Genomic DNA, 17,646 nt, shown 5'->3' with positions numbered 1-17,646 from the left:
GGGCGACATCCGGGCCGCCTCGGTCACAGTCCCGGAGCGGGCCCGGTGGACAACGACAACACCAGCAGGATCTGGGCGAGGTGGTAGGCGCCCACGATCAGCACCGGCGCGTACGGCGTCGGGGCGCGGAACCGGTTCCAGCCGACCAGGGTGTCGGAGACGTAGAACAGGAACGCGCCGGCCACCGCGCTCGGTCGACCGGTGGCCGCCGCGGCGACCACCATCAACGAGACCACGCCGACGTAGAGCAGCACCATGCCGATGTACGTGGGCGCGCTCTCGCGCGCACCGGTGACCAGACGCACCGCGTAGGCACCCGCCGCGAACAGCACGACCACGATGCCGGCCGCGGCCCACAGCCAGGACCACCCCATGCGTTGAAAGCCCGCGACGTAGCCGATGTGGGCGAACAGCGAGGCCACCACCGCGGCCACGAACCAGCGCGGGGCGAGCAGGTCGCGCAGCAGCGACAACGCGAGCGCGACGCTGAACAACGCGCGCAGTGCCCCGTCGACGTCGTCGAACGACCAGACGGCGACCAGCAGGGCACAGATCACCGCGGCCTTCAGGAGGCGATCGAGGGGGAGCCGATCGAGCGGGAGACGTTCCCGGGCGACGGCCACCCAGTCGGCGACCGCGAGCAGGCTCGCGAGCACCAGCACGAGTACTGCGGTGAGGGTCACGTCCGGCGACACTACTGGCCGGAAACCGGACCATTCGCCCACTCGTTCGACCCGTCACGCAACCGTGACGGGAAAGACCTCAATCGTGATCACCCGGGGCCTCGGGAGCGGTCCGCGCCCGCTCCCGAACCCCGCCGACCGGGCCGTCCTCACATGCGTTCGAAGCCCCGGAACAGTTCCCAGTCGGTGACCGCCGCGTCGTAGGCGGCGAGTTCGACCCGGGCGGCGTTGGCGTAGTGCTCGACGACCTCGGGACCGAACACCTCGAGCGCGAGCGTGCTCTTCTCCCACAGCTCCAGCGCCGCGCGCAGCGACGTGGGCACGTGCTGCCCGTCGGAGGCGTACGCGTTGCCGGCGCACGCCTCGGCCGGCTCCAGCCAGTGGTCTATCCCGTACAGCCCGGCGCCGATCATCGCGGCCACCGCCAGGTAGGGGTTCACGTCGCCGCCGGGAACCCGGTTCTCCACCCGCAGGCCCGCGCCTCGGCCGACCAGGCGCAGCGCGCAGGTGCGGTTGTCGATGCCCCACTCGACGGCGGTCGGCGCGAACGTGCCGGGCTGGTAGCGCTTGTAGGAGTTGATGTTGGGCGCGTACAGGAGGGTGAACTCGCGCAGCGCGGCGAGCTGCCCGGCCAGGAACTGGCTGCCGAGCCGGGACAGTCCGTGCGCTCCCGAGCCGGCCAGGAGCGGCCGGCCGTCCGCCTCCTCGCGCAACGACAGGTGGATGTGGCACGAATTGCCCTCGCGCGCGTTGGGCTTGGCCATGAAGGTCAGGCTCATCCCCTCCTGCGCGGCGATCTCCTTGGCCCCGGTCTTGTAGACGCTGTGGTTGTCGCAGGTCCGCAGCGCCTCGTCGTAGCGGAAGGCGATCTCGTGCTGGCCGAGATTGCACTCGCCCTTCGCGGATTCCACGTACATCCCCGCGTCGGACATCTCGTTGCGGATCCGGCGCAGCAGCGGCTCGATCCGACCGGTGCCCAGGATCGAGTAGTCGACGTTGTAGAGGTTGGCCGGGGTCAGGTCGCGATAGGCGCGGTGCCATGCCTCCTCGTAGGTGTCCCGATAGACGCAGAACTCCAGCTCGGTACCGACCATCGCGGTCCAGCCGCGCTCGGCGAGCCGCTCGGTCTGCGCCCTGAGGATCTGGCGCGGCGACGCGGCCACGGGGCGTTCGTCGCCCCACTTCAGGTCCGCCTGGACCAGCGCGGCACCGAGATTCCACGGCACCGGGCGCAGGGTGCGCAGGTCGGCGTGCAGCACGAAGTCGCCGTAGCCGCGATCCCACGAACTCATGTCGAAGCCGTCGACGGTGTTCAGATCGACGTCCACGGCGAGCAGGTAGTCGCACGCCTCGGTGTGGTGTTCGAGCACCTCCTCCAGGAAGAAGCGGGCGGACAACCGCTTGCCCTGCAACCGCCCCTGCATGTCGGTGAACGCGACCACGACGGTGTCCACCTCGCGCGCCCGGACCAACTCCCGCAACCGCTCGATCTCCAGCATGATCCACGCCTCCCCGTCGGTTCCGGCCATCCAAGCGCACTCGATGTGCCGGGCGGGGGATTTCGCCGGGCGGGCCGACGCGAAACCGAGCCGATCGAGGACACGACCGCCGCCGTGGCGGCTTCACGGGGCCGGTGCGTCCGCGCGGGTCGAGCGGGCATAGCGGTCCGTCAGGGCACGCAGATGGGCGACCAGTTCCGGGGGGTCGGTGACGGTGAAGTCGTGGCCGAGCAGGCCCAGGTGCACGGCCAGGGTGTCGAGCGAGTCGGCGCCGGTGTCCAGCACGCAGGTGTCGGCGTCGATCGCCTCGACCGTGCCCACGGCCGGGTTGATCCGGTCCAGGACGTCGGCGGCGGGCGCGTGCACCAGGACCCGGGCGCGATGTCGCCAGGCCGCCGCGGAGACCTTGCCGGCCACGTACCTGGCGGCGTCGCCGTCCGGGTCCTCGCGCGGCGCGAACCTGGGCCCGTTCGGGGTGCGCGGGGTGATCCGGTCGACCCGGAAGGTGCGCCAGTCGGCGCGGTCCACGTCCCAGGCGACCAGATACCAGCGGCGGCCCCAGTTGACCACCCGCTGCGGCTCGACGGTGCGCACGGTGCCCGCGCCGGCGTGGTCGAGGTAGTCCAGCCGCAGCCGCTCGCGGTCCCGGCAGGCCGCGACCAGGACGGTGAGCACGTCGGTGTCCACCTTGGCGGAGGGCCGATCCGCGGGTACCGGCACCGCGTACTGCTGCAACGTGCGCACCCGTCGGCGCAGCCGCGCCGGCAACACCCGCTCCAGCTTGGCCAGTGCCTGTATCGAGGTCTCCTCCATGCCCGCCATCGCCCCCTGGGCGACGGTGCGCAGGCCGATGGTGACCGCCACCGCCTCGTCGTCGGACAGGAGCAGCGGCGGCATCGCGGCGCCGGCGGCGAGCCGGTAGCCGCCGGCGGACCCCCGGGTGGCGTCGACGGGATAGCCGAGTTCGCGCAGCCGCTCGACGTCCTTGCGGATCGTGCGGCCGGTCACGCCCAGGCGGTCGGCCAGTTCCGAGCCGGGCCACTCGCGGGGCGTCTGGAGCAGGGACAACAGGCGCAACAAACGTGCCGAGGTTTCCAACATTTTCGCAGCCTGCCGCCTCAATAGGATCGAAGCATTCCTATTGGGATCCTACTGTTCACTCATGGAGAACAGCAGCCACACCGCAGCCGAGACCGCGACCGCCGACACGATCCGCCCCTTCCGGATCGGGATCGCGCAGGCCGATCTGGACGACCTGCGCGAGCGCCTGACCCGCACCCGCTGGGCCGCCGACGTCCCGGGCGTGCCCGAGTGGACGCGTGGCGTGCCGACGCCCTACCTGCGGGACCTGGCCGCGTACTGGGCGAACGACTTCGACTGGCGCAAGGCGGAGGCCCGGCTGAACTCCTTCCCGCAGTACCTCACCGGGATCGACGGTCAGGACATCCACTTCGCGCATGTGCGCTCGGCCCGGGCGGACGCCCCCGCGTTGTTGTTGATCCACGACTGGCCGGGCTCGTTCGTGCAGTTCGTCGACGTGATCGAGCCGCTGTCGCGCGACTTCCACGTCGTGGTCACCGACACGCCCGGTGTCGGCTTCTCCGGCCCGCTGTCCGGGCCGGGCTGGAACACCGGCCGGATCGCGGGTGCCTTCACCGAGCTGATGGCCCGCCTGGGCTACTCGCGCTACGGCGTGCAGGGCAACGGCGGCGGGGCGTGGATCGCGGCCGAGATGGGGCGGATCGCGCCGGAGCGGGTGATCGGCATCCACGTCAACGGCCTGGTCACCTTCCCGTCCGAGGACTCGGCCGACTTCGCCGGGTTGACCGAGAGCGAGCAGTCCAGGCTGGCCCGGCTCCAGGAGTTCCGGGACGACAAGATGGGCTTCAACGCGATCCAGTCGACCCGGCCGCAGACGCTCGCCCACGCGTTGCACGACTCCCCGGTCGGTCAGCTCGCCTGGATCGTGGAGAAGTTCAAGGAGTGGACGGACACCGCGAGCGCGCTGCCCGAGGACGCGGTGGACCGGGACACCCTGCTCACCAACGTCAGCCTGTACTGGTTCACCGGCACGGCGGGCTCCTCGGCCAACCTCTACTACGAGATGGCGCACGACCCGAGCGCGTGGGCGCCCAGGGAGCGCGGCACCGTGCCGACCGCGGTGGCCGTCGCCCTGCCCCAGGACGTCGCGATCCGCCGCTTCGCCGAGCGCGACCACCACGTGGTGCGCTGGACCGAGTTCGAGCGTGGTGGCAACTTCCTGTCGCTGGAGCAGCCCGAACTGCTGATCGGCGACGTCCGGGAGTTCTTCACGGGTCCGGACGGCCGGGACGTGTCCTAGGGGCCGTCCGAAACGACCGAAGGCCGCTTCCTGGGGGAAGCGGCCTTCGGGATTGCGGTGGAGCTACGGAGAATTGAACTCCGGACCTCTTGCATGCCATGCAAGCGCTCTACCAACTGAGCTACAGCCCCGCGTGAATACGTCACAAGTCTACCGGGTCGCCCGCAGTGCTCACGACCAAGGGGGTGCGCAGCGGCGGCGGCGCGCGCAGCGGCCCGACCGCCCGCAGCAGCACCGCGGCGGTGAGGCCGCACAGCGTCGCGAACAGGTGCCCGAGGTCCCAGATGGTGTGGTCCACGATCACCGGCAGGCCGACCGAGACGAACATCACCGCCGTGCCCGCGAGTCGGACCCAGCCGGACATGATCAGCACCGCCGCCGCGCACGAGCCCACCTCGACGTAGCTCACCCCGACGTCCGTCGCGAACGCGATCTTGTGCGGGAGTCGGCCCGCCTCGATCGCGCCCTTCTCCACCGCGGCGGTCAGCAGCGACCCGAACACGTGGCCGCTCGCGCCGATCAGCAACATCCTGGGCGAGCCGTAGCGGCGTTCCGCCCACGCCACGATCGTGCCGAACACGACCATGTAGGTGGCCAGTCCGGAGCCGTGGTCGGCGACCCAGAACGCGCTGGTGAGCAGCGCCTCCAGCGGATCGTCGCCGAGCCGGAGCAGGTTGGTGCTGTTCAGCTTGGTGAGCAGGTCGATCAGCCGGGGCGGCGAGGTGCGTTGCACGACCGTGGACGCGGTGAAGATGGCGATGTAGGTGAAGGTGACCGGCGCGGACAACACCCACGCGTGCAGCCGGGCGGTCCACGGGCTCAGCACCCGCACGCAACGCCGGGCCCAGGCCCAGCGACGGGCGAGGCCGCGCAACACGTACCAGGCGATGGCGAGGCTCAGCCCGAGTGCGACGGTCACCCGGCTCCGGTGCCCGCGCGGCCCGCGCGCGAATCTTCTCCGCCCGGCTCAGCCGCCGATCGTGCTGCGGAAGCGGGCGCGGTAGGCGGAGGGGGTGATGCCCAGCCGGCGCAGGAACGCCCGGCGCAGGGATTCGTCGCTGCCCAGGCCGCTGTGCGCGGCGGCGGCGGTCACGGTGGCGCCGGCGGCCAGCAGGGATTGGGCCGCCTCGATCCGCACGGCCTCCACGTAGACCGCCGGGGTCGAGCCGACCCGCTCGTGGAACAGCCGGGTGAGGTGGCGCGGGCTGAAGCCGCCCAGTCGGGCGAGCGCGGGCAACGAGTGGTCGGCCGCCGGGTCCGCGGCGACCGCGTCCAGGACCGGGCGCAGCGGATCGTCGAGGCCGGCCCGGGCGCGCGAGGGGACCGAGAACTGCGATTGGCCGCCCGGTCGACGCAGGAACACCACCAGGTCGCGGGCCACCTCGCGGGCCAGGTCGGCGCCCTCGTCCGCCTCGACCAGGGCCAGGGCGAGGTCGATGCCGGCGGTCACCCCGGCGGACGTGTAGACCGTGCCGTCCCGGACGAAGATCGCGTCCGGCTCGACCGAGACGCTCGGATGGCGCCGGGCCAGCATCGCCGCGTGCCGCCAGTGCGTCACCGCCCGCCGCCCGTCGAGCAGCCCCGCCCGGGCGAGCAGGAACGCGCCCGTGCACACCGACGCGATCCGCCCGGAGGTCGCGGCGAGCGTGGTCACCGCGTCGAGCAGCCGGGCCGACGGCGCGTGTTGCGGGAAGTCCACCGACCCCGGCACGACCAGCGTGTGGGCGCCGTCGATCTCCGTCGCGGCCGCGTCGACCAGCAGCCGGGTGCCCGCCGACGTGGTCACCGGCTCGCCGGTCGGCGAGCACAGGGTCAGCGTGTAGGCGCCGCCCAGGCGCTCGGCCGTGCCGAACACCTCCAGCGGCGCGGTCACGTCCATCAGCCGGACCCCGTCGTACGCGAGCACCGTCACATTCCTGCGTTGCATGCCTCCCACGCTACCCGCGAGCCGTGTCCGAATCCGAGGGATCGCCGTCCGAATGGACATGGCCGCGCCCCGGGCCCGGGCGGCAGGCTTGAGCCGTTCCCCCCTCCCTCCATCGGAAAGGACCGTTGCCATGTCCGAGCGCATCGCCGACGTGGAGATCCCCGACAGCGCCCTGGCCAAGGAGGCCACCGAGCTGATCCGGGACGTCGCCGACCCACTGCTGTACGACCATTCGCGCCGCGTCTATCTCTTCGGCGCACTCCGGGGGCGCCGCCTGGGCCTGGACTTCGACCCCGAACTGCTCTACGTCGGCGCGATGTTCCACGACCTGGGGCTGACCGCCGGGTATCGCACCTCGCAGCAGCGCTTCGAGCTCGACGGCGCCGACGCCGCCCGCGACTTCCTGCTCCGGCACGGCCTGCCCGCCGACCGCGCGCGCATCGTCTGGACCGCGATCGCACTGCACACCACACCCGGGATCCCCGCCCGGATGGAGCCCGAGGTGGCCCTGGTGACCGCCGGCGTCGAGCTGGACGTGCTCGGCCTGGGCCTGGCGGACCTCCCCGCCGAGACGCGCGCCGCCGTGGTCGCCGCACATCCCCGCCCGGACTTCGAGCGGCGGATCCTGCGGGCCTTCACCGAGGGCGTCGAACACCGCCCGCAGACCACGTTCGGCAACGTCAAGGCCGACGTACTCGCCCGGTTCGTACCGGGCTTCGAGCGGACCGACTTCGTCGACGTGATCGAGCAGTCGGGGTGGTCCGCGTGAAGCCGCCGCTGCCCCCGTTCACCGAGACCTCGGCCCGCGCCAAGGTGCAGGCCGCCGAGGACGCCTGGAACACCCGCGACCCCGAACGCGTCGCGCTCGCCTACACACCCGATTCGGTCTGGCGCAATCGCGACCGGTTCGTCACCGGGCGCCCGGCGATCGTGGCCTTCCTGACCGAGAAGTGGGCCCGCGAGCACGACTACGCGCTGCGCAAGGAGCTGTGGGCGTACACCGACGACAGGATCGCGGTCCGTTTCCAGTACGAGTGGCACGACGGCGCGGGACGCTTCGTGCGCAGCTACGGCAACGAACTGTGGGAGTTCACCGAGGACGGTCTGATGCGTCGGCGCGAGGCGAGCATCAACGACGTGGTGATCACCGAGGCGGACCGCCGCATCCACGGCCCGCGCCCGATCGAGGAGCACGGGCTCACCTTTCCCCTCGCCTGACCACGCCGGGGGCCGCGCGTCTAGTCCGCGCGGCCGCCGCACTCCCCGGCCCACGGGTGCGTCAGTTCCTGGCAGCGTCGCCAGAACCAGGCCCGGTCCGGTCGGCTCTCCCGGGTCGCCGGCCGGTAGTGCGTCGGTCGCGGGGTCCGGTCCTGCCAGAACAGGCCGGTGCTGCCGCCCGGTTCGTCGGCCGCGCACAACCACACCACGGTGTCCGCGCCCTGCTCCGGAGTGCGCAGCAGCGGCGCGGTCAGCCGGCGGAAGGTCGGCATCGACGCGCGCAGGCCGGGGGTGTCCACCCACCCGGGGTGGGTGGCGTGCACGACCGGGCCGCCGGTGCCCAGGTGCTCGGCCCACAGCTCGGCCAGCACCACCTGCATGCGCTTGGTCCGCGCGTACGCCACGGCCGCCTTGTACGGGCCGCGCAGGTACTCGATGTCGTCCACCGGCAACCGTTGGGTGTACATCCCGCCCGAACTCAACCAGACCACCCGGGCGCAGGACGCGGGGTCGGCGGCCACCAGGCGGCTGAGCAGGTGCGGCCCGAGCACGTGCACGGCCAGCGACAGTTCGTGCCCCTCGGCGGTCTCGGCGCGCGTCGCGGACATCGCGCCGGCGTTGTGCACCAGGGCGTGCAGCGGGCCGTGTTCGGAGCGCAGCTCCTTGGCGAACCGGGCCACGTCCGGCAGGCTGCCCACATCGCAGCGGCGCACGGTCGCCTCGGCGCCCGGGACCCGCTGCACCACCCGTCGGCGGGCCGCCTCGGTGCGCTCCTCGTCGCGGCCGACCAGCACCACGGTCGCGCCGAGCCGGGCCAGGCCGGTCGCCGCCGCCTCGCCGATGCCGGCGGACGCCCCGGTCACCACGACGGTCCGCCCCTTGAGTGCGGCCGGTTCCGGGTCGGCGGGCAGCCCGGCCCGCCGGCGCACCCCGTACCCGATCCGGCTGTATCCGGGCACGATCGCCCGGTCCATCGCCCGCTCCCAGAACCGACTCTCCGTCATCGCACGCTCACCTTCGTCGTAGTCACGGAGAGACAATGCCCGGTACGGGGCTTTCACACTATTTCCGCCCGATCGGCAGCCACCGGACCGACCGCTCCGACACCGGCCGCGACGGCATACGAAAAGGACCGCCTCCCGGACGAATCCGGGAGGCGGTCCTGTCTGTGGAGCTACGGAGAATTGAACTCCGGACCTCTTGCATGCCATGCAAGCGCTCTACCAACTGAGCTACAGCCCCGCTGTTTATCTCGGCCGGCGGGCTCACCCGCTCGACCACGAGTACTTTACACGCTCCCCCGGGCCGCATCCAAACGCCTTTCCCGGGGCCGCTCCCGGGCCGCTCCCGGGCCGCTCCCGGGCCGCTCCCGGGCCGCTCCCGGGCCGCTCCGGGGTCCGCGGAGGCGCTCCGCGAACCCCGGTGTCGGCTCAGAAACTGCCTGCGGGCCGGACCATCCCGGCCATCGCCCCGCCGTCCACGACCAGCTCGGTGCCGGTCAGGTAGGACGCCGCGTCGGAGGCGACGAAGGCGACCACCTCGGCGACCTCCTCCGGCGCGGCGATCCGGCGCAGCGGCACGGACGGGAACCTGCCCGGCCCCTGTTCCAGGCCGACCGCGGCGATCATCGGGGTGTCGATCGTGCCCGGGTGCACCGAGTTGACCCGGATGCCGTGCTCGCCGACCTCCAGGGCGACCGTCTTGGACAGGCCGCGGACGGCCCACTTGGTCGCGCCGTAGGCCGCGTGCCCGGGCATGCCCTCCAGGCCGGCCTGCGAGGAGATGTTGACGATCGAGCCGCCGCCCCGCTCCTTCATCGCGGGCAGCACCGCCTGCATCCCGTGCCAGACGCCGAAGAAGTTGACCCGGAGGATGCGCTCGACCCGCTCGGGCGTCTCGTCCGCGAAGCCCTTGGTCCAGTAGATCGCGGCGTTGTTGACCAGGATGTCCAGGCCGCCGAACTCGGCGACGGCGACGGCGACCACCTCGGCCCAGTCCGCCGGATCCGACACGTCGTGCCGGACGAAGCGCGCGGCGTCGCCGAGTTCGGCGGCGACCCGCTCACCCTCCTCCACCAACAGGTCGGTCAGCACGACCCGGGCGCCGCTCGCGACGAACAGCCGGGCCTCGGCCGCGCCCTGCCCGCGTGCGGCGCCGGTGATTATCGCGACCTTGCCGGTCAGATCCGCCATGGGATGTCACCTTTCCTCGATCGATGCGAACGCTGCGACGACACGGCTCCCATCCGGGTCAGCCGCCCATCACGTACTTCACCGTCGGCCCGGTGGTCCAGCCGCCGTCCACGGCCAGCTCCGCGCCGGTCACGTAGGACGCCGCGTCGGAGAGCAGGAAGGCGACGGCGGAGCCGATCTCGCTCGGCTCGCCGACCCGGCCCATCGGGGTGTTCGGGTAGTTGCCCTCGCCCGCCTGGATGCCCACGGACGAGGTCATCGGCGTGTAGACCATGCCGGGGTGCACCGAGTTGACCCGGATCCCGGCGGTGCCCAGCTCGACCGCGGCCACCTTGCTCATGCCGCGCACGGCCCATTTGGACGCGCCGTAGGAGCCGGTCATCGCCAGGCCCATCAGGCCGGCGGCGGAGGAGATGTTGACGATCGAGCCGCCGCCGCCCGCCTTGAGGTGCGGGATGACCGCCTGCATGCCCAGCCAGACGCCGGTCAGGTTGACCTTGATCACGAACTCGAAGTGTTCGAGCGTCTCGGTGTCGAACATCGCACCGGTGGACACACCCGCGTTGTTGACCAGCCCGTCGACCCGGCCGAACTCGGCGATCGTGAAGTCCACGACCGCCTGCCACTGCTCCGGGCTCGTCACGTCGTGCTTGTGGAAGCGCGCGTTCGCGCCCAACGCGGCGGCCGTGTCGGCACCCTCGTCCAACAGGTCGGTGATCACCACCCACCCGCCGCCCGCGACGATCTGTGCGGCCGCGGCGGCACCCAGCCCGCGGGCGCCACCGGTGACGATGACGACCTTGTCGGTCAGGTTGGGGCCCTGGAGTTCAGCCATGATGCGTTCCTTCGATCTGTGCCTGCCGACTTCTCGGCTCGCATTTGCATAGTACAACTAAGCAAATCGGCGAACAAAAGAACGGTTGCCGGACGGCCACCGCCCGCCGCTCCCGCTACCCCCGCACCGGCGGCACGATGCCCGCCATCGAGCCGCCGTCGATGACGAACTCGGTCCCGGTGATCCACGAGGACTCGTCCGACGCGAGGAAGACCACCAACTCCCCGACGTCCTCCGGCTCCCCGACCCGACGCAGCGGCACGGTCGGGAAGTTGCCCGCACCGCGCGTGAATCGATTGCCGATCATCGGCGTGTCCACGGCCCCGGGATGCACCGAGTTGACCCGAATCCCGTACTCGCCCAACTCCAGCGCGGCGGTCTTGGTCAGCCCCCGCATCGCCCACTTGGACGACCCGTAGGCCGCGTGCCCCGGAATGCCCTGGAGGCCCGCGAGCGAAGAGATGTTCACGATCGACCCGCCGCCGGCGGCCCGCATCGACGGAGCCACCGCCTGGATCCCGTGGAAGGCGCCGAACAGGTTGACCTTGAGGATGCGATCCAGCCCCTCGGCCGTCTCCTCCAGGATCGGCTTGGTCCACAGGATGCCCGCGTTGTTCACCAGGACGTGCACCCCGCCGAACTCCCGCACGGCCACCTCGACGACCGCCGCCCAGTCCCCGGCATCGGACACGTCGTGCCGCACGAACCGTGCCGCCGCGCCGATCGAGGCGGCGACCCGGGCCCCCTCGTCCGCGAGCAGATCCGTCACCACCACCTTCGCCCCACGCGCGGCCAACAACCGCGCCTCGGCCTCCCCCTGCCCCCGCGCCGCCCCGGTGACAATGGCCACCTTGCCCGTCAGATCCACCACACCGACCACCTCCGCATCGCCGAACCCCGCCCGCACAAGCAGCCCGGCCGGACCCAGTCCTCCGCACCGGGTCCGGCCGCACCGCCCTCGCCCGGGACGACCGCGCCGCACGCGTGTCGTCCCGAACGAAATCTCAGGCCCCGTACTTGGCCCGGAAGTGCGGGATGACCTTCTCGCCCCAGATCCGGATCGTCTCCATGCAGTCCTCCTGCGGGATCGTCCCCATCTGGATCAGGCACATGATCTCGTCCGCACCCGCGTCGATCAGCTTCTGCACGTAGCCGATCGCGTCCTCCGCCGTGCCGTAGGCGTGGTTGATGTTGTACGTCGCGGTGGCGTTCACCGTCACCGGAATCTTCGCCTCGTGCAGCATCGCGACCTGCTGCTCGGCGGCCTCGGTGATGATCGCCACCTCGTCCCGGCCCTCGACCACGGCCTCGTCCGGGATGCCGGACCTGCCGCCGGAGAACCAGTGCGCGATCGACTGCGCGAAGAAGCGCTGGCCGCGCGCGCCCACCTGACGGGCCCGGGCGCCGTCCTCGGAGACGATCGTCGGGCACAGCGCGACGAGGTGGTCGTTGGTCACCGAGGAAACGAACCGCTCGCCGGTGCGCTCCTTGATCGCGTCCCGATAGATCTGGTTGAGGTTCGCCACCTCCTCCGGACCGGCGAAGCCCAGCACCAGCGCGCCGACGCCGTACTCCGCCGCCTCGACCAGGCTCGGCTGCTTGCTGCAGGCCAGGAACAGCGGCGGGTGCGGCGTCTGCACCGGGCGCGGCAGGATCGGGTGCGAGCCCTCGATGTCGAGCACGTCGCCGTGCCAGACCAACTCGTCCTGCTGCCACGCGGCGCCGATGATCCGCAGCGCCTCCTCGACCTGGGCCTTGGTCTGCTCGATGTCCACCCCGCACAGCGAGGACTCCTGGAGCGTGCCGCCCCGGGCCGCGCCGACGTCGAGCCGACCGCCGGAGAGCGTGTCGAGCATGCCGATGCGCTCGGCGACCCGCGCCGGGTGGTTGAAGTTGAACGGCATGCAGACCGCGCCGTGCGCGATCCGGATCCGGCTGGTCCGCGCGGCCACCCAGGTCAGGAAGATCTCCGGGGCGCTCATGTGCGAGTACCACTTGGTCGAGTGGTGCTCGACCGCCCAGATCCGGTCGAAGCCCATCTCCTCGGCGTATACGGCCTGATCCACGGAGTTGAGGATGACCTCACGCTCGTGCTCTGCCGTGGGGTTGGCCATCTGGGCTTCGAAGATCATCGAGAACTGCATGCCGTACTCCTGGTGCGCGAGGCGTGGAATACTTCAATTAGATGTATGACGACCAGTCAGGTCAATAGCCAACTGACGTAGAATCAGAAAAAGTTGACGCGTACCGATGGAGGCCACGATGACGGGGGACCCGCTCCCGAAGCTGCCCGCAACCGCGTGGGCCGTGCTCGGCCTCTTGTCGTTCCCGGGCGAGCGCTCCGGATACGACCTCAAGAAGTGGGCCGACGCGTCGCTGCGCTTCTTCTACTGGAGCCCGGCGCTGAGTCAGATCTACAGCGAGCTCAAGCGCCTGGAGCAGCTCGGCTTCGCCGTCTCGCGCATCGCCTCCCAGGACGAGCTGCGCAACAAACGGCTGTACCGCATCACCGATTCCGGCCAGGAGGCCCTGGCCGCCTGGGCCCGGGAGACCCCCGCCGGACCGCCGGTGCTCAAGCACGGCGTCGCGCTGCGGGTCTGGCTCGGCCACCTCAGCGAGCCGGAGGAACTGCGCAAGACGCTGGTGGAGCACCGCGACTACGCGGCGGGCACGCTGGACGAGGTGCGCGCGAGCGAGGACTCGGCGCAGGACCGCTGGCCGTTCCCGGCCCTGGTGCTCAAGTGGAGCGAGCGCTACTGGCAGGCCGAACGCGATCTCGCCGACGGCATGCTCGCCGACCTGGAGGAGCTGTACCGCAAGCAGGCCGACGAAGGCTGAGCACCCGAGCGGCGGCACGAAAAACGGTCCCGAAGCCGAGGAGGGCGCCCCATCGGGGCGCCCTCGACTCCGGGACCGTCGGCTTCACCGGCCGGTTCGCGGCCCGTTCAGTCGTCGTCGCCGATGACCGGCTCGGGCAGCGTGCCGGCGTTGTGCTCCAGCAGTCGCCACCCGCGCGCCCCCGGGCCCAGCACCGACCAGCAACAGTTGGACAGCGCGCCCAGCGCGCCCCAGGTCTCCCGGGGCAGGCCCAGCATCGCGCCCAGTCCGCAGCGGATCGCGCCGCCGTGCGAGACGACCACGAGCATGCCGTCCGGCGGCAACTTCTCCACCGAGAGCTCGATCGCCGCGGCCATCCGGTCGGCGACCTCGCTCTCCAGCTCGCCGCCGCCGCGCCGCACCGGCTCGCCGCGCCGCCAGGCGGCGAACTGCTCGGGGAAGGTCTCCTCGATCTCCCGGTTGGTCAGCCCCTGCCACTCGCCCGCGTACGTCTCGCGCAGCGCGGAATCCACGGTGACCGGGACGTCCACCAGCCGGGCCAGTTCGGCGGCCGTGTCCACCGCGCGGGTCAGATCGGACGCCACGATCGCGTCCGGGCGCAGCGCCGCGAGCAGCCGGGCCGAGCGCCGGGCCTGGGCCAGGCCCGCCTCGGTCAGCGGGATGTCGGTCTGGCCCTGGAAGCGCCGCTCGACGTTCCACGTGGTCTGGCCGTGCCGCCACAGCAGGACACGGCGCCCCTTCCCGCTCAGAGCGCGCCCTCCGCCGCCTCCGCGGCCTTGGCCTGCTCGTTGCCCAGTCGCACCGAGTCCGGCAGCTCGATCCGCGGGCAGTCCTTCCACAACTTCTCGAGCGAGTAGTAGGCCCGCTCCTCGGCGTGCTGGACGTGCACCACGATGTCGATGTAGTCGAGGAGGATCCAGCGCCCTTCGCGCTCGCCCTCGCGCCGGACCGGCTTGGCGCCGAGGCCGCGCAACGCTTCCTCGACCTCGTCCATGATCGCCTTGACCTGGCGGTCGTTGGACGCGGAGGCGAGCACGAACACGTCGGTGATCGTGACGACCTCGCTCACGTCGTAGGCGACGACGTCGGTGGCGAGCTTCTCTGCACATGCCACGGCAGCCGCGGTGGCGAGCTCCAGGGCGTGGGGGGTTGCGGTCACGATTCGCTTCCTGCGGACGACAAGGGGATTACCGTTCAGGGTCTCACACACGGGGCATCCGACGGCCACTCGTTATTCGCGCGTTCACCGACCGCACGCGCACGGGCACCGGCCGGCCGCCGGACCCACCCGCCGGCGAGGTGCCGCGACCGGGTGCGGCCGGCCCCGAACCGATGGTCGGGACCGGCCGCACCCTCGGCTACGGCTTGTCCGGGTTGTAGTCCTGCCCGAGCGTGACCACCACGTCGGCGAGCATCTCGCCGGTGGCCTTCTTCACCGCGCTCGCCGGCAGCCGCAACGTCAGCGCCACCTGTTCCGCGTCGCCCTTGCGGGCGTCGTCGGCGTACTGCACGGTCGACGTCGGCTGGGTGCGCTTGCCCCCGGCGCCGCCCGGGACGTACGTGACGCCCGCGTTGAGCAGCCGCGCGTGTGCGTCCTCCTGGGCACCGGTCCGGCCGCTTGCGTCCTCCACCATCACCCGGGTCGGCCCGGTGCCGACCTTGCCCTGACGTACCGTGCCGCCGAGCAGCTCGCGCACGATCGGCACCGCCGCCGGGCCGTCCAGCACGCCGTCCGGGGAGACCGGGAGCGCGCGGACCTGCAATTGCTTCGCCTGGGTGGCCTTGGCCAGATTCGCCAGCAGCACGCTGAGCTTGTCGTCCGGCAGCGAGGGGTCGGGCAGGTTGGCCATGTTGGCGAGCAGCGTCAGGATCGCGTCCGACTGGGTCGGGAACGCGGCCAGCAGGCCCTGGAGGACCCGGCCGAAGCGATCGCCGGTCACCGAGGGCGCCTCGTTGGGCTGCTTGTAGGTGGCGAAGGCCAGCGCCGCGGCGCCGTTGGCCGGGTTGCGGCCCTGGCCGACCAGCACCTTGCCGTCCGGGCCCTTGACCTCGACGTCGGCGTTCAACTGGATGCCGCCGGTCAGGTCGACCAGCCCCTGCAGGACCGGTTCGGAGATCACCCACGAGCCGTCCAGCTTGACGCCGAGCAGGTCGGAGAGCGCGTCCCGGGACGCGCCGGGGCCCTCGTCGGCCATCAGCCGGCCGAGCGGGAAGGAGTTGTTGGCCGAGTTGACCACGGTGACCGAGGACACGCTGACCATCGACGCGGTGTTCTTGGCCGGGTCGACGGTGAGCAGCGCGTTGGCCGACGACTGGCCGTCCTTGGCGCGCAGTTGCACCAGTACGCCGCCGTTCTTGCCCGGCGCGGCAACCGTCTTCTCCTCGCGCATCCAGGTGTCCCAGGCGAAGTAGCCGCCGACGCCGAGCAGGGCCACCGCGAGCACCACCGCCAGCGCGATCAGCCGCTGCCGGATCGCCCGGCGCTTCTCGTCCCGGCGCTCGGAGCGGGTCTCGGCGAAGGACAGCCAGTCGATCACGTCCTCGGCCTGCTCGCTCTCGTCGTCGACGAACGCGAACTCGTCCGAACCGTAGCCGGGTCGGCCCGGTCGACCGGTTCCCGACCGGCGCGCCCGCGGCCCCGGCACCCGGCCGTCCTCGGCCGGGGACCCGGACTTGCCCGCGCCCGCACCGGACTTGCCGCCCGCACGGGATCGGGATCCGGCCTCGGCCGAACCCGAGGAGGGCGACGCCGAAGCCGGCTCGGTCCGCGGGGATCGGGTCGGGCCGGCCGGCCGGACCGGGATCGAGCCCGCCGCGATGCCGGTCGAGGCCGGATCCGGACCGACCGGAAGCGGCCCGCCGGGCGTCGGCCGACTCGCCGGCACCACCGGCGGCGCGGGCGGCTGCTCGTAGTATCCGGCGGGCTGTTGCGGTTCGTGGTAGCCCTGCTCCCGGTCCGGGTAGCCGGTCGCCCCGCCCTGTTGCGGATCCGGGTAACCGGCTCCGCCCTGCGGGTAGCCGCCCGGCGCCTGCTGCGGGTACTCCGGGGCGGCGTACCCCGTCGTGTCGTAACCGCCCTGCCCGGCACCGCCGTACGCGTTCGGGTCGTACGTCCCCGCGCCCTGGCCCGCGTCGTACCCGTTCCGGTCGTAGCCGCCCGACGAATAGCCCCCGGAGGGATAGGCGTTCGGGTCGTACGCGGTGACGTCGTAGCCGCCCTGGCCGTAGGCGTTCGGGTCGTACGGATACTGCTGTTGCGGGGTGAAACTCACCGGGTCGAGCCCACCCGGACCCGGCTGCGCCGGCTGCCCGTCGTACCCCGGATAGCCGCCGTCGGGACCGTACGAGCCGTATCCCGGCTGCTGCCCCGCCGTGCCGTCGCCTCGCTCGGTGCCGTAAGGCTCCTGCGCCTGTCCGCCGTCCCCTCGCTCGGTGCCGTAAGGCTCCCACTCGCGCCGGTCGTCGTTGCTCACGAAGCTCCCCGGTACAGCCCCCGCTTGCTGATGTATTGGACGACCCCGTCCGGCACCAGGTACCAGACCGGATCACCCCCGGCCACCCTTGCACGGATGTCGGTCGACGAGATGGCCAGTGCGGGGACCTCCACCAGGCTCACGCCGCCGTCCGGGAAACCCGGGTCGGACAGAGTGTGCCCCGGACGGGTGCAACCCACGAAATGCGCGAGCTCGAACATCTCGTGCGCGTTGTGCCAGGAGAAGATCTGGGACAGCGCGTCGGCGCCGGTGATGAAGAATATCTCGGTCCCCTCGGGCGAGGACTCGCGCAGGTCGCGCAGGGTGTCGAGGGTGTACGTCTCGCCCTCGCGGTCGATGTCCACCCGGCTCACCGAGAAGGTCGGGTTGGACGCGGTGGCGATCACCGTCATCAGGTAGCGGTCCTCGGGCGAGGACACGTCCTGTGCGGACTTCTGCCACGGCCGCCCGGTCGGTACGAACACCACCTCGTCGAGCCCGAACTGGCCCGCCACCTCGCTCGCGGCGACGAGGTGTCCGTGGTGGATGGGATCGAAGGTGCCGCCCATGACACCGACACGTCTGTTCCGCTCGCTCATGGCGCGAGAATCTATCGGTCCGCGCTCCCGGACCGCGCGGT

18 protein-coding genes and 2 tRNA genes are annotated in these 17,646 nt (G+C 71.7%); 4 read left to right on the top strand and 16 right to left on the bottom strand.

The window, feature by feature from the left end:
* Nucleotides 1–23: 23 nt before the first annotated feature.
* From ACH4U8_RS16750 to ACH4U8_RS16740, 3 genes are all read right to left on the bottom strand, one after another.
* Nucleotides 24–683, bottom strand: coding sequence for a lysoplasmalogenase family protein (locus tag ACH4U8_RS16750; protein ID WP_360304568.1), 660 nt, complete (start codon nucleotides 681–683; stop codon nucleotides 24–26).
* A 149-nt stretch (nucleotides 684–832) separates the two neighbouring features.
* Entirely contained in the window at nucleotides 833–2,212 is a 1,380-nt protein-coding gene (locus tag ACH4U8_RS16745) for a glutamine synthetase family protein (RefSeq protein WP_395778525.1), read from the bottom strand.
* A 93-nt stretch (nucleotides 2,213–2,305) separates the two neighbouring features.
* Nucleotides 2,306–3,283, bottom strand: coding sequence for a YafY family protein (locus tag ACH4U8_RS16740; protein WP_360304566.1), 978 nt, complete (start codon nucleotides 3,281–3,283; stop codon nucleotides 2,306–2,308).
* A gap of 61 nt (nucleotides 3,284–3,344) precedes the next feature.
* Between ACH4U8_RS16740 and ACH4U8_RS16735 the strand changes: the two genes are divergently transcribed.
* Nucleotides 3,345–4,523 (top strand): epoxide hydrolase family protein, encoded by a 1,179-nt coding sequence (locus tag ACH4U8_RS16735; RefSeq protein WP_395778524.1) that lies wholly within the window; start codon nucleotides 3,345–3,347, stop codon nucleotides 4,521–4,523.
* A gap of 58 nt (nucleotides 4,524–4,581) precedes the next feature.
* Here the strand turns inward: ACH4U8_RS16735 and ACH4U8_RS16730 are convergent.
* The 3 genes from ACH4U8_RS16730 to ACH4U8_RS16720 form a co-directional block, all read right to left on the bottom strand.
* A tRNA-Ala gene (locus ACH4U8_RS16730) sits at nucleotides 4,582–4,654 on the bottom strand.
* 11 nt (nucleotides 4,655–4,665) lie between these two features.
* Nucleotides 4,666–5,442, bottom strand: coding sequence for a rhomboid-like protein (locus ACH4U8_RS16725; RefSeq protein ID WP_360304562.1), 777 nt, complete (start codon nucleotides 5,440–5,442; stop codon nucleotides 4,666–4,668).
* A gap of 48 nt (nucleotides 5,443–5,490) precedes the next feature.
* Nucleotides 5,491–6,450 (bottom strand): DJ-1/PfpI family protein, encoded by a 960-nt coding sequence (locus ACH4U8_RS16720; protein WP_360304560.1) that lies wholly within the window; start codon nucleotides 6,448–6,450, stop codon nucleotides 5,491–5,493.
* A gap of 130 nt (nucleotides 6,451–6,580) precedes the next feature.
* Between ACH4U8_RS16720 and ACH4U8_RS16715 the strand changes: the two genes are divergently transcribed.
* Both ACH4U8_RS16715 and ACH4U8_RS16710 read left to right on the top strand, forming a co-directional pair.
* A complete protein-coding gene (locus ACH4U8_RS16715) occupies nucleotides 6,581–7,219 on the top strand; it encodes an HD domain-containing protein (RefSeq protein WP_395778522.1) in 639 nt (212 codons plus the stop codon).
* Complete coding sequence (locus ACH4U8_RS16710) at nucleotides 7,216–7,668, top strand: nuclear transport factor 2 family protein (protein WP_395778520.1); 453 nt, start codon at nucleotides 7,216–7,218, stop codon at nucleotides 7,666–7,668. The genes ACH4U8_RS16715 and ACH4U8_RS16710 overlap by 4 nt, the downstream gene beginning before the upstream one ends.
* Before the next feature lie 20 nt (nucleotides 7,669–7,688).
* Here ACH4U8_RS16710 and ACH4U8_RS16705 read toward each other — a convergent pair whose 3' ends face one another.
* From ACH4U8_RS16705 to ACH4U8_RS16680, 6 genes are all read right to left on the bottom strand, one after another.
* Nucleotides 7,689–8,672: an SDR family NAD(P)-dependent oxidoreductase gene (locus ACH4U8_RS16705; protein ID WP_360304554.1), complete on the bottom strand. Its 984-nt coding sequence runs from the start codon at nucleotides 8,670–8,672 to the stop codon at nucleotides 7,689–7,691.
* Nucleotides 8,673–8,837: 165 nt separating this feature from the next.
* Nucleotides 8,838–8,910 (bottom strand) — tRNA-Ala (locus ACH4U8_RS16700).
* Between the two features lie 188 nt (nucleotides 8,911–9,098).
* On the bottom strand, nucleotides 9,099–9,860 hold the full coding sequence (locus ACH4U8_RS16695; protein WP_379990554.1) for a glucose 1-dehydrogenase: 762 nt from the start codon (nucleotides 9,858–9,860) through the stop codon (nucleotides 9,099–9,101).
* 58 nt (nucleotides 9,861–9,918) lie between these two features.
* Entirely contained in the window at nucleotides 9,919–10,695 is a 777-nt protein-coding gene (locus ACH4U8_RS16690) for a glucose 1-dehydrogenase (protein WP_395778518.1), read from the bottom strand.
* Between the two features lie 115 nt (nucleotides 10,696–10,810).
* Complete coding sequence (locus ACH4U8_RS16685; protein ID WP_395778516.1) at nucleotides 10,811–11,566, bottom strand: glucose 1-dehydrogenase; 756 nt, start codon at nucleotides 11,564–11,566, stop codon at nucleotides 10,811–10,813.
* A 133-nt stretch (nucleotides 11,567–11,699) separates the two neighbouring features.
* Nucleotides 11,700–12,839, bottom strand: a complete 1,140-nt coding sequence (locus tag ACH4U8_RS16680; protein WP_360304546.1) for an LLM class flavin-dependent oxidoreductase — start codon at nucleotides 12,837–12,839, stop codon at nucleotides 11,700–11,702.
* A 118-nt stretch (nucleotides 12,840–12,957) separates the two neighbouring features.
* On the opposite strand from ACH4U8_RS16680, the gene ACH4U8_RS16675 reads away from it, so the two are divergent.
* Nucleotides 12,958–13,533, top strand: a complete 576-nt coding sequence (locus ACH4U8_RS16675) for a PadR family transcriptional regulator (protein WP_360304544.1) — start codon at nucleotides 12,958–12,960, stop codon at nucleotides 13,531–13,533.
* Nucleotides 13,534–13,640: 107 nt separating this feature from the next.
* Here ACH4U8_RS16675 and ACH4U8_RS16670 read toward each other — a convergent pair whose 3' ends face one another.
* The 4 genes from ACH4U8_RS16670 to nadD all read right to left on the bottom strand — a co-directional run bounded on the left by ACH4U8_RS16670 (nucleotide 13,641) and on the right by nadD (nucleotide 17,605).
* Nucleotides 13,641–14,282, bottom strand: coding sequence for a histidine phosphatase family protein (locus ACH4U8_RS16670; RefSeq protein ID WP_360305441.1), 642 nt, complete (start codon nucleotides 14,280–14,282; stop codon nucleotides 13,641–13,643).
* A complete protein-coding gene (gene rsfS / locus ACH4U8_RS16665) occupies nucleotides 14,279–14,692 on the bottom strand; it encodes a ribosome silencing factor (protein WP_360304542.1) in 414 nt (137 codons plus the stop codon). Before rsfS ends, ACH4U8_RS16670 begins: the two co-directional genes overlap by 4 nt.
* Nucleotides 14,693–14,891: 199 nt before the next feature.
* The gene (locus ACH4U8_RS16660; protein WP_395778514.1) at nucleotides 14,892–17,006 is read right to left on the bottom strand and encodes a LytR C-terminal domain-containing protein; all 2,115 of its coding nucleotides are present in this window, start codon (nucleotides 17,004–17,006) and stop codon (nucleotides 14,892–14,894) included.
* Nucleotides 17,003–17,605, bottom strand: coding sequence for a nicotinate-nucleotide adenylyltransferase (nadD, locus tag ACH4U8_RS16655; RefSeq protein WP_355544154.1), 603 nt, complete (start codon nucleotides 17,603–17,605; stop codon nucleotides 17,003–17,005). The genes ACH4U8_RS16660 and nadD overlap by 4 nt, the downstream gene beginning before the upstream one ends.
* Nucleotides 17,606–17,646 lie beyond the last annotated feature (41 nt).

Source organism: Embleya sp. NPDC020886 (assembly GCF_044333915.1).
In the GTDB taxonomy this organism is placed as follows: domain Bacteria; phylum Actinomycetota; class Actinomycetes; order Streptomycetales; family Streptomycetaceae; genus Embleya.
Note: the sequence above shows the minus strand (reverse complement) of the source record. Positions and strands in the feature narration are given on the sequence as shown.

Bases quoted from the DNA above. Each gene is read 5' to 3' on its own strand.
- ACH4U8_RS16745 (WP_395778525.1), bottom strand. From the start codon at position 2,212: ATGGCCGGAACCGACGGGGAGGCGTGGATCATGCTGGAGATCGAGCGG.
- ACH4U8_RS16740 (WP_360304566.1), bottom strand. From the start codon at position 3,283: ATGTTGGAAACCTCGGCACGTTTGTTGCGCCTGTTGTCCCTGCTCCAG.
- ACH4U8_RS16735 (WP_395778524.1), top strand. From the start codon at position 3,345: ATGGAGAACAGCAGCCACACCGCAGCCGAGACCGCGACCGCCGACACG.
- ACH4U8_RS16720 (WP_360304560.1), bottom strand. From the start codon at position 6,450: ATGCAACGCAGGAATGTGACGGTGCTCGCGTACGACGGGGTCCGGCTG.
- ACH4U8_RS16715 (WP_395778522.1), top strand. From the start codon at position 6,581: ATGTCCGAGCGCATCGCCGACGTGGAGATCCCCGACAGCGCCCTGGCC.
- ACH4U8_RS16705 (WP_360304554.1), bottom strand. From the start codon at position 8,672: ATGACGGAGAGTCGGTTCTGGGAGCGGGCGATGGACCGGGCGATCGTG.
- ACH4U8_RS16695 (WP_379990554.1), bottom strand. From the start codon at position 9,860: ATGGCGGATCTGACCGGCAAGGTCGCGATAATCACCGGCGCCGCACGC.
- ACH4U8_RS16690 (WP_395778518.1), bottom strand. From the start codon at position 10,695: ATGGCTGAACTCCAGGGCCCCAACCTGACCGACAAGGTCGTCATCGTC.
- ACH4U8_RS16680 (WP_360304546.1), bottom strand. From the start codon at position 12,839: ATGCAGTTCTCGATGATCTTCGAAGCCCAGATGGCCAACCCCACGGCA.
- ACH4U8_RS16675 (WP_360304544.1), top strand. From the start codon at position 12,958: ATGACGGGGGACCCGCTCCCGAAGCTGCCCGCAACCGCGTGGGCCGTG.
- nadD (WP_355544154.1), bottom strand. From the start codon at position 17,605: ATGAGCGAGCGGAACAGACGTGTCGGTGTCATGGGCGGCACCTTCGAT.